The following is a 10,477-nucleotide window of genomic DNA, read 5'->3' as shown; positions in this document are numbered from 1 at the left end:
GTCACTGCGAGCGGAGCGAAGCAGTCTCACCGGATATCTCACCAGATAGAAGAAAGGAGAGGTTGCCTTGAGCGAGATTGCTTCGGGGCTTACAATAACCGGAAGGGGAACGTGGCTCGCATGACGAATAAAGAGAAGGCTTGCAATAACAGAAATGACAAAATTTTCCGCCTTCAAAGGAAATCTCTCCTCAAAAAGTTCTTTTACTTTTGAAATTCCCTAAGTAACATAACCCAGAGTTAACTTGCAAAATCAAATGATGAAAAATTTTTGCAAAGACCAGGTAGCTCTTGTCTGGAATCCCCGCGGGGGGAAAAATTTAAAAGAAGGCCTAATTCTAATGGCCCTTGCCAGACAGGCAGGGCTTACTGAGGTCATTGTTAAAGACTATTCTGAAATAGAAACTACCCTGAAAAGCCTGATAGCCCAGGGGAAAAAACATTTTTTAGTAAGTGGTGGAGACGGCACAGTCTCTGCCTTTCTCACGGCTTATTTTAGAAACTTTCCCGAAAAAGAAGTCTATTTAACAGTTCTTCCTGGTGGGACTAATAATTTGATTGCCTGGGATGTAAGCCGGCCTTTTGGACAGTTAAGAATCTTTAAATTTTTTTTGACTCAAAAGACTCCCAAAGTTTTAAAACGCAAAGTCCTAAAAATTATTCCCGGCGAATATTATGGGCTTTTTTGTGCCGCTGGTCTTTTGGCTGAAGGCACTTTCCTCTACAATATCTTACGCAAGAAAAAAGGTATAAGAGGGCTTAAAAACATTTCGCAGGTAATTGCCGAGACAATAAAAAAAGGTTTTAAAAGGGAAATGCCTCTCATTGTGGAAACAAACAGCCTGGTGTATTTCCCTGAGACAGCCATGCTCACCACTCTTAACAGGCTTTTTATCCCTTTGAAGCCATTTCCCAGAGTTAATAAGTGTTCTCAGATAAAGATCGGCCTTTTTCCGCGCAAAATCATTCCTTTTAAAACTTTTTGCGAAAGGGAAGTTCGACTTCATACACCAGGCATTGCCCTTGATGGCGAAGAGATAGAAAGCCCGGCCAATCTATTTAAGATCATCCTTGCCGGAGAAATAACTTTTTTAAAATGGTAGCAAAATGAAAAAAATTTTTCATTTCATAGCCGTTGTCCTGGTTTTCCCAAGTTATGCTCTGGTGTGGATTGAAAAAAAGTTAAATCTTGGCATAAGGCTTTATGTTTTTTGGGCTCAGTTCTGGGCCCTGGTTCCTGGAATAATTGGTTCTTTTTGCCGACGCGCTTATTATTCCCTGATTTTTCCTGAAGTCTCTCTAGACTGTGAAATAGGTTTTGGCAGTTTTTTTAGCCAGCCCTGGGGCGTTATAGAAAAAAACGTCTATATCGGCCCTTATTGCATACTAGGAAACGTTATCCTGCGGGAAGGAAGCCTTATCGCTTCACGCGTTAGCATTCCCAGCGGAAAGCGCCAGCATCGCCGTGATAAAGACGGAAGAATACTTCCGGCAGACCCTTCACGCTTTGAAACCATAGAAATAGGCCCCTACGCCTGGATTGGAGAAGGAGCTATTGTAATGGCTTCGGTGGGAGAAAAGGCTACCGTGGCCGCTGGGGCGGTAGTTACCAGAAAAGTCCCTTCAGGTTGTGTGGTAGCTGGTAGTCCGGCTCAAATTTTGCGCCGAGAAACTTATTGAATTCTTTGAGAGTTTTATTATTAATGGGAGCACACAGATGACAATTTTGAAGCTGTCATGGCGAGCCCTTTTTCTGTCATTGCGAGCGTAGCGAAGCAATCTCAGATCCCTTTGCTACCGCTCGGGACAAGGATTACTTCGTCGGCCCTGCGGGCCTACTCGTAATGACGAAGACAAAATGCACGGGCGACTACGTCGCCTGGCGAGGACGTTCAGTAATGTTACAAAAAGTTTTTATTATTTTCGCCAGCAATGTCTGAGATTCTTAAGGTAAAAAACCTGGTTAAAACCTTTGGAGGGCTTACCGCGGTAAAGGACCTCTCTTTTACCGTTAAAAAGGGACTTATCACCGCCCTTATCGGCCCAAATGGTTCAGGAAAAACTACCACTTTTAATATGATTTCTGGGCATCTGAAACCAACCAGCGGGGAAATTTATTTCGAAAATACCCGCATTGATACCTTGCCCCCTTACAAAATTGCCCGTCTGGGGGTGGCCCGAACCTTCCAGAATCTGGAAATTTTTGGCCATCTAACCGTCCTTGAAAATGTCCTTCTGGCCGTAAACAGTCGTTTGAAGGTTTTTTTATGGGAGTCAGTAATACGGTCTCCTTCTTTCTTTAAAAAAGAAAAAGAAGCCAGGGAAAAGGCCCTGGAATATCTCAGATTATTTAACTTAGAAGACTGGGCTGAAAAGCCAGCAGCGAGTCTTCCCTTTGGGCTTCAACGTTATCTTGAAATAGCAAGGGCCCTGGCTACCTGCCCTCACCTTCTTCTTTTAGATGAAGCGGCCTCTGGCCTTGATGCTCGGGAAAAAGATTTATTGAAAGAAAGAATAGAAGCTTTTAAAAAAGAAGGAGTAACTATTTTGCTGGTGGAACATGATATGAACCTGGTTATGGAACTGGCTGACGAGGTAATCGTGCTTGACATGGGAAGAAAAATTGCTCAAGGAACACCGAGAGAAATTCAGCGCCATCCCGAAGTAATCGCCGTTTATCTGGGAGAAGGATAAATGCTTACGATACGTAACCTGGTGACCTGTTATGGCCCTATAAAGGCTTTAAAAAATGTCTCTCTCCACGTAGTCAAAGGGGAAATAGTATGTCTCATCGGGGCCAATGGTGCCGGGAAAACCACGCTCATGCTTTCCATTATGGGTATTGTAAAACCCAAAGAAGGTGAAATTCTTTTTGAAGATGAGCCTATTCATAAATTACCTACCCCTAGCATTGTAGCCCGTGGTATAAGCCTTGTGCCCGAAGGCCGCCAAATATTTTACCCTCTCACCGTAGAAGAAAACCTTGAGCTTGGGGCTTACCATCGTTACAAAAAGGAACCTAAAGAGAGTATCCGTCTTGATTTAGAAAAAGTATATGAACTTTTTCCGCGATTAAAAGAAAGACGCAAACAACTTGCCGGTACCCTTTCTGGTGGGGAACAGCAGATGCTTGCCATTGGCCGGGCTTTTATGGCCAGGCCCAAGCTTCTCATGCTTGACGAACCCTCTCTTGGACTTGCTCCCCTTCTGGTAGATAGCATCCTTAAAACCATAAAAAGCCTCAATGAAGAAGGGCTTACCATCTTGCTGGTAGAACAAAATGCCCGTCGTGCCCTGGAACTGGCCCACCGGGGATATGTGCTTGAGACAGGGAAAATAGTTCTCCAGGGTCGCACCGAAGACCTCATGGCTGATGAAGACATAAAACGTGCCTACTTAGGTAAGGATTACCGGGAATTTACTGATTAGGAGAAAGCCATGAAACCTGATAACACCATTGAATATTTATCCCAAGAAGGCTGGCGCCAATGGCACCTGGAATTACTTCAAAGCACCATCAATCGTGTTTATCATCGCGTGCCTTTTTATCGTAAGTTGATGGATATTAATAACATTTCGCCAGAAGACATAAAAAGCCTTGAAGACCTTAAAAAGCTCCCTTTTACCACCAGGGAACACCTGGAAGAAAATTATCCCTATGACCTCTTTGCTGTGCCCCTGCGCGATATTGTGAGGCTTCACACTTTTCCAGGGCCTCGCACCCCTATTGTAAAGGGTTTCACTTTAAGGGATATTTCAGCGGTAAGACGCCTCACCGCTCGTTTTTTAGCGGTAAGTGGAGTTACCTCTGAAGATATTATCCAGATTTGCCTTGACCCCGGTATGTCTGTCTGGATAGCAGAGATAAAAGAAGGAGCCGAAGAACTTGGGGCCTCTGTAATTCCACCGGACCCGCAAAGCGTGCAAAACCGCATAAAAGTCATGAGAGACTTCAGGGCCTCTGTGCTCATAACTACTCCCTCTTATGCCCTTTATTTAATGGACTTAATGCAGGAAAAAGGCATAGAACCACCTAAAAGTTTGAGTTTGATAGTGTTTGTTGGTGAAGGAATAGAAGAGGAAGAAAGAGTCCGCCTGGAGCAAGTCATGGGTGTTTCCACTCGCCTGGGCTACGGGGTAACTGAAGCTGTAGGCCCTGGTATGGGCTATGAATGTGACAAAAAAAGTGGCTATCACCTGGCGGTTGACTATTTTATTCCAGAAATAATAGACCCTGAAACAGGAAAAGACGTACCACCTGGAGAAGTTGGCGAACTGGTTATTACCACCTTAGCGGTAAAGGCCAATCCCCTGATAAGGTTTCGCACAGGCGATATGGCTCGCTTTATTACTGAACCCTGCCCCTGTGGTCGTACCACCCCAAGAATCTCACAAATAGTGGGTCAGGCTGATGGCCGTGTTTCCATCCGGGGTATTAAAGTTTCTCTAACCTACATAGAAAATCTTTTAGAAAAGGCTTATAGCCATATACCCGAGTATGTTTTGTGTATCAAAAAGAAAAATTATTTAGAAAGACTGTCTCTCTGGGTAGCTATAAATGAAAAGCTTTTTGAACCAAGCATTCTTGGCCTGCACCAGGTAGCTGAAAGATTTGAAAGACTATTTGCCGAAACCTTTGGCCTTGAATGCCGCCTGAAATTAGTTGAAAAAGAACACCTTGAAGAAATATCAAAGGGCAAGAAGATTATTTACTTACATTAATGGGAGCTTTTTATATTACAGAGCGTCATTAACGAGGAGCCTGCAGGGCCGACAAAGAATTCCATGAGATTGCTTCGGCGAGATTGCTTTGCTGAGATTGCTTCGGCCTCTGACGAGGCCTCGCAATGACTCCTATCCCTGTCACTGCGAGGAGTGCGCAAGCACGACGACGCAGTCTCTGTCCTGAGCGCTAGTGAAGGGATCTGGATTGCTTCGCTCCGCTCACAATGACAGCGAAAAGGCTCACAGTGACGGAGTAGAAAGCGTGATTCACAATGACGGGTAGGGAGCGTGGTTCGCAATGACAAGATGGAGATATGGCTCGCGATAACTCCCTTATTTGTCACTGCGAGGAGTGCGCAAGCACGACGACGCAGTCTCAGGAAGAAGGAAGACAGTCAATAAAAATTTGGCAAAGGTCTCTTTTGGGTAAATAATTAATGGTGGAGATGGGGGGATTCGAACCCCCGACCTCCACGTTGCGAACGTGGCGCTCTCCCAACTGAGCTACATCCCCAACCAAAAAAGAAAGTTAAAAAGCTATAATTATTCTGTCAACTAAGCTTCGCTACTGGTAGCGGCTGCCTTTTTGGCGTTGAGTTTTGCTGCCAGGCGTGAGATCTTTCGCGCTGCCGTGCGATGATGTAAAACACCCTTGGAAACCGCCCGCTGAATCATGCTCTGGGCTTTGATGAAGGCCTTCTCGGCTTCTTCAATGGTTCCTGTCTGCAAGGCCGTTAAAAACTTTTTCACCTCGGTCTTAACTCTGGTTCTAATGGCTTTGTTGCGCATCCGGCGCTTAAGACTCTGACGTAACGCTTTTGCTGCTGATCTATGCTGAGGCAAGACTATCCCTCCTTTTTTATTTTGCAGCGCGCTATATAATACGATTTGTGAAAACTGTCAATGAGACCCGATTAACACGGAAGAAACTGGCGCGAACACTTGGCCAATAGGGTACAGGCGAAATGAAGATATCGCCTGTACCCGCCTCACTTGTGCTTGTGCTGCAAGGAAAATATCGGCTTATCCGGGAATTTTGGTGAGAAGGCCGGTTATATTAATGATAGCGCAAAACAGGTAACAATTTTGGAGGGCTGTCATTGCGAACCCTTTTATGGCATTGCGAGTTCACTTTTTGTCATTGCGAAATACTTTTTGTCATCGCGAGCGAAGCGGAGCAATCTAATCCCTTCGCTAGCGCTCGGGAGGAGACTGCTTCGTCGGCCTTTGGGCCCCCTCGCAGTGACAAAGTGGATATGCTCCTTGCAGTGACAATAGGGGATGTCATTGTAAGCCCTTCAGGGACGAAGCAATCTTTTGTCCGAACCTTAAGATACCACAGCAACTAAGTCACTAGCGATGAAGCACGATAACATAAGAATAGGTACCTCGGGCTGGAATTATCCCCACTGGCGGGGCATTTTTTATCCTGAAAAATTATCGTCACGAAAATGGCTTTCTTTTTATGCTGAATACTTTGATACCGTAGAGATAAACGCTACTTTTTACGGCACCCCCAAAGAAAAGACTTTTAGGCGATGGTATGAAGAAACCTCTCCCGATTTTTTATTTGCCGTTAAAGCGAACCGCTATATTACTCATGTAAAGCGCTTGCGCCAGGTGGAAGAACCTCTCAAAAGGTTCTATAAAGCCATAAAGCCCTTAAAAGAAAAAACAGGGCCTATTCTTTTCCAGTTCCCTCCCAGCTTAAAATACGAACGCGAAGTTTTAGAAAACTTCCTTGAACTCCTTGATTTATCTTATCAGACGACCATAGAAATAAGACATGAGTCTTTTCACCGCGAAGAATTTTACGAGTTGCTTGCGCGTAAAAATATCGCCCTTTGTATTTCTGACACTGCTGGCCGCTTTCCTTCCCTGGTAGAAGTGATAACCGCTGATTTTGTGTATCTTCGCCTCCACGGGTCTAGAGTGCTCTACCGTTCGTGTTATACCGAAGAGGAATTAGCCAGCTGGGCCGAAAAACTTAAAGCCTGGCACAGGCCGGGCTATGTTTATTTTGACAATGATTCTCTGGGCTGGGCTGTCCCTAACGCCTTGAAACTCAAAGAATTGCTGGGTTTACCAGTTAAAAAGCTTCCAGAAGAGGCGTTGGCTATTTTAAAAACAAGACCTTTGGATTAAACTTGTGCCATGACCTCTTTAAAAGAAATAGCCAGGCGAATTGAAGAGCTTTTACCTCGGCCTGTGCGCCTCATGGAAGTATGCGGCACGCACACGGTAAATATCTTTCGCTACGGTTTAAGGAGCCTTTTTCCTGAAAAACTCACCCTTATTTCCGGCCCAGGATGCCCGGTATGTGTGACCCCGCAAGAAGAAATAGATTACCTTATCAGCGTGGCTCAGCGGGACGACGTAATTTTAGCCACTTTTGGAGACATGATTCGCGTCCCGGGAAGTACTGGCTCTTTAAAAGAAGCCCGGGCCCGCGGTGCAAACGTAAAAATTATTTATTCCCCCCTTGATGCAGTGAAACTGGCCAGAGAAAATCCTTCTCATAAAGTGGTTCTAGCAGCGGTAGGTTTTGAAACTACAGCTCCCACCGTGGCTATAGCCGTCCTTGAAGCTTATAAAGAAAAACTTCCTAATTTTTTGGTGGCGGTAAGTCATCGCACCATGCCAGAGGCCATGAGAACGCTTCTGGGCTCCGGTGAGCTTGCTTTAGACGGCTTGATTCTCCCGGGCCATGTGTCCACTATTACCGGGGCTGGTTATTTTGAATTTGTGGCCAAAGAATTTGGGCTTCCAGCGGTAGTAGCTGGTTTTGAGGCCCAGCAGATTATGCGAGGGATATATCTTCTCGCTAAACAAATCGCTGAGGGCCGTCAAGAAGTAGAAATAGCTTATCGCGAAGCGGTAACCTGGGAAGGGAATCCCATGGGCAAAAACCTTATAAAACAGGTATTTGAACCCTGTGATGTTACCTGGCGCGGCCTTGGTTTAATTCCCAAAAGCGGTCTGCGCCTAAAAGAAAAATTCGCCGCTTTTGACGCCCGTAAAAATCTTCCCGTGGAACTCCCGCCGGCCAAAGAAACTCCCGGCTGCCTTTGTGGAGAAATAATCTGCGGAAGAGCCACCCCTCCAGAATGCAAACTCTTTGCCAAGGCCTGCACCCCTGAGGCTCCCAAAGGGCCTTGTATGGTCTCAAGTGAAGGCACCTGTGCCGCCTGGTATGCTTATGGTCATTAAAGGCCTGCCTTAAAGAAATCCCTTAAGGCGCAAGCAGTATGGGTATCGGTGGCTAAAAGGCCTTCTACTGGACCGGCATAAAGTATTTCTCCGCCTTCAGGCCCGCCTTCTGGGCCAAGGTCAATAACCCAATCGGCTTCTTTTATAATTTCCAGGTTATGTTCAATCACCAGCACGGTGTTTCCTTTTTCAACCAGGCCGTGAAAGAGATTTAAAAGTTTCTTAACATCGGCAGGGTGGAGACCAGTGCTCGGTTCATCTAGAATAAAGAGAGTCCCACCCCTTTTGCCTTTAATAAATTCACTGGCAAGCTTTATACGCTGGGCCTCACCCCCTGAAAGTGAAGGGCTTGGCTGGCCAAGGGTCAGGTAATCAAGGCCAAGGTCACAGAGGGTTTTAAGTGGCTTTGCCAAAGAAGGCACCGCCTTAAAAAACTCATAGGCCTCAGCCATGGTCATGGAAAGCACCTCGGCAATGTTTTTCCCTTTGTAGCGCACGGTTAAAGTCTCTTCATTGTAGCGTGCACCACGGCAAACACCGCACGGCATATAAACTTCGGGTAAAAATTTCATTTCCACCTTAAGTTGCCCCTGCCCTTTACAATGGGGGCATTGACCTTCAGATAAATTGAAGGAAAAGCGGCTGGCGTCAAACCCCCTGGCCCTGGCTTCGGGGGTGGCGGCAAACAGTTTTCTTATGTGATCCATTATACCGACGTAGGTAGCTGGTGTAGAACGAGGTGTACGGCCAATGGGGGTATGATTCACCACCACGGTGCGGCGTATGTTTTCTGCCCCCCTAAGCTCTCGCAAATGAACTAATGGCTGGCCCTTTTCCAGACGCTTTAAGTTTTCAAAAAGAACCTCCATCACCAGGGAAGACTTCCCTGCCCCAGAAACTCCCGTAACCACCAGCAAAACACCTACAGGAATGTCCACGTCTATGTTTTTTAAGTTGTGAGCTGAAGCCCCTTTGAGGTACAAAAAAGACGCTGGTTTCCTGGCCTGGCTGGTAAGCTTGTATCTTTGAGGATCCTTAAGGGCATTGGCAGTAAGGGATTCTTCAACCTTTAAAATTTCAGAAAACGGGCCTTGAAAAAGAACTTGCCCTCCCCTTTTCCCACCACCTGGCCCCAGGTCTATTATCCAGTCAGCTGCCCGCATGGTTTCTTCATCGTGCTCCACCACAATAACAGTGTTCCCCTTTTCTTTGAGCTGGTAAAGGGCCTTTACCAGCAGGGCGTTGTCTCTAGGATGAAGTCCAATGGTAGGCTCATCAAGCACATAGCAGACACCGGTGAGATTTGAACCGAGTTGAGCGGCCAGGCGCACACGCTGGGCCTCTCCACCTGAAAGGGTGTCTCCACTTCTATTTAAACTGAGATAAGAAAGCCCAACTTCTACCAGAAAACCGAGCTTGGCTAAGACTTCCTTAATAATAGGGTTTGCTATTTGTTTCTTTTTTCCAGAAAATTTGAGCCCTTCCATAAAGCTAAGGGCTTCTTTTACGGAAAGCTCAGCAAGGCTTCCAATATCAAGGCCATTTATACGAAAGGCTCTGGCTGTTTTATTCAAACGTGTGCCTTCACAGGAAGGACAGACATTTTCTTCTATTCTGCCAAGCCCTCCGCAATGGGGGCAGACTCCGGCTCTGGTATTAAAAGAAAAAAGCAGAGGGTCTGGTTCAGGCAGGCTAAGCTGACATTTTTTGCAAAAAGCCTTTTCATTTAGAATGATCTCTTCATTTTCCACCAGCAAAAGCGCTTCTCCCTGGCCTTCAGCAAAGGCCTCCCTGAACAAATTTTCTAATTGGCTTTTACTGGCGAGGGAAATGGCTATTTCGCCTATCACCACTTCAATGGTATGCTCCCGATAACGAGAAAGGTCCGGGATAGGAGGAATTTCACGCAGGTGGCCATCAATGCGGACAATGGTTCTCCCCGCCTTTAGAGCCTTTTCCAGAATGGGGCGATGAAAGCCTTTCCGACGTCTAACTTTTGGGGCCAGGACCAGCGCTTTTTTACCAGAATAGCGCTCAAGTATATTGGCTAAAATGGTGTCTAAGTTGGTATAGCCGAGTCTCTCACCACACTCAGGACAAAAGGGTTCCCCTACCCTGGCGTAAAGCAAGCGCAGGTAATGAGAAACCTCGGTTAGAGTGCCCACAGTGGTCCGTGGGCCAGCCTGGCTGGTTCGCTGCTCAATAGCTACCGTGGGCGGGAGCCCGGCTACCAGATCAACCTCAGGTTGCTCGTAAAGCTTAAGGAACTGGCGGATATAAGAAGGAAGGCTTTCCAGGTAGCGCCTCTGGCCTTCTACAAAGATTATGTCAAAGGCAAGGGTGGATTTACCTGAACCTGAAACACCGGTTATTACCGTAAAAGAACGGCGCGGGATTTTGACAGAAATATCTTTTAAATTGTGATGCTTTGCACCAATAACCTCAATGTAATTCATAAGTAGAAAAGATTTCCATAAAAAGGAGACCCTTGCAAAATATTTAATTGTTGACCTACCCATAGTGTTTCGTCAACTGTGTCCGCA

9 protein-coding genes and 1 tRNA gene are annotated in these 10,477 nt (G+C 46.1%); 7 read left to right on the top strand and 3 right to left on the bottom strand.

The genetic code is table 11. From position 1 onward, the window contains the following. The first annotated feature begins 256 nt into the window (after positions 1-256). From TH606_RS10465 to TH606_RS10445, 5 genes are all read left to right on the top strand, one after another. Positions 257-1,102 (top strand): diacylglycerol kinase family protein, encoded by an 846-nt coding sequence (locus TH606_RS10465; protein ID WP_082863628.1) that lies wholly within the window; start codon positions 257-259, stop codon positions 1,100-1,102. 4 nt (positions 1,103-1,106) lie between these two features. After that, positions 1,107-1,679 (top strand): acyltransferase, encoded by a 573-nt coding sequence (locus TH606_RS10460; protein ID WP_068543794.1) that lies wholly within the window; start codon positions 1,107-1,109, stop codon positions 1,677-1,679. A 252-nt stretch (positions 1,680-1,931) separates the two neighbouring features. Next, the gene (locus TH606_RS10455; protein WP_068543791.1) at positions 1,932-2,693 is read left to right on the top strand and encodes an ABC transporter ATP-binding protein; all 762 of its coding nucleotides are present in this window, start codon (positions 1,932-1,934) and stop codon (positions 2,691-2,693) included. After that, a complete protein-coding gene (locus TH606_RS10450; RefSeq protein ID WP_068543788.1) occupies positions 2,694-3,428 on the top strand; it encodes an ABC transporter ATP-binding protein in 735 nt (244 codons plus the stop codon). 9 nt (positions 3,429-3,437) lie between these two features. Then, positions 3,438-4,721 carry a phenylacetate--CoA ligase family protein gene (locus TH606_RS10445; protein ID WP_068543786.1) on the top strand — a complete coding sequence of 428 codons (1,284 nt, stop codon included), beginning with the start codon at positions 3,438-3,440 and terminating at the stop codon, positions 4,719-4,721. Positions 4,722-5,162: 441 nt separating this feature from the next. Here TH606_RS10445 and TH606_RS10440 read toward each other — a convergent pair. Further along, positions 5,163-5,238: transfer RNA gene (locus tag TH606_RS10440), tRNA-Ala, on the bottom strand. Positions 5,239-5,279: 41 nt separating this feature from the next. Further along, positions 5,280-5,567, bottom strand: coding sequence for a 30S ribosomal protein S20 (gene rpsT, locus TH606_RS10435; RefSeq protein ID WP_068543783.1), 288 nt, complete (start codon positions 5,565-5,567; stop codon positions 5,280-5,282). 516 nt (positions 5,568-6,083) lie between these two features. On the opposite strand from rpsT, the gene TH606_RS10430 reads away from it, so the two are divergent. Together TH606_RS10430 and hypD are read left to right on the top strand one after the other, a co-directional pair. Then, positions 6,084-6,869, top strand: a complete 786-nt coding sequence (locus TH606_RS10430) for a DUF72 domain-containing protein (protein ID WP_068543780.1) — start codon at positions 6,084-6,086, stop codon at positions 6,867-6,869. A 9-nt stretch (positions 6,870-6,878) separates the two neighbouring features. Further along, complete coding sequence (gene hypD, locus TH606_RS10425; protein ID WP_068543776.1) at positions 6,879-7,934, top strand: hydrogenase formation protein HypD; 1,056 nt, start codon at positions 6,879-6,881, stop codon at positions 7,932-7,934. On the opposite strand, the gene uvrA is transcribed toward hypD, so the two are convergent. Further along, positions 7,931-10,390 (bottom strand): excinuclease ABC subunit UvrA, encoded by a 2,460-nt coding sequence (gene uvrA, locus TH606_RS10420; RefSeq protein ID WP_068543773.1) that lies wholly within the window; start codon positions 10,388-10,390, stop codon positions 7,931-7,933. The genes hypD and uvrA overlap by 4 nt on opposite strands. Between the last annotated feature and the right edge of the window lie 87 nt (positions 10,391-10,477).

The organism is Thermodesulfatator autotrophicus (genome assembly GCF_001642325.1).
Lineage (GTDB): Bacteria > Desulfobacterota > Thermodesulfobacteria > Thermodesulfobacteriales > Thermodesulfatatoraceae > Thermodesulfatator > Thermodesulfatator autotrophicus.
Note: the sequence above shows the minus strand (reverse complement) of the source record. Positions and strands in the feature narration are given on the sequence as shown.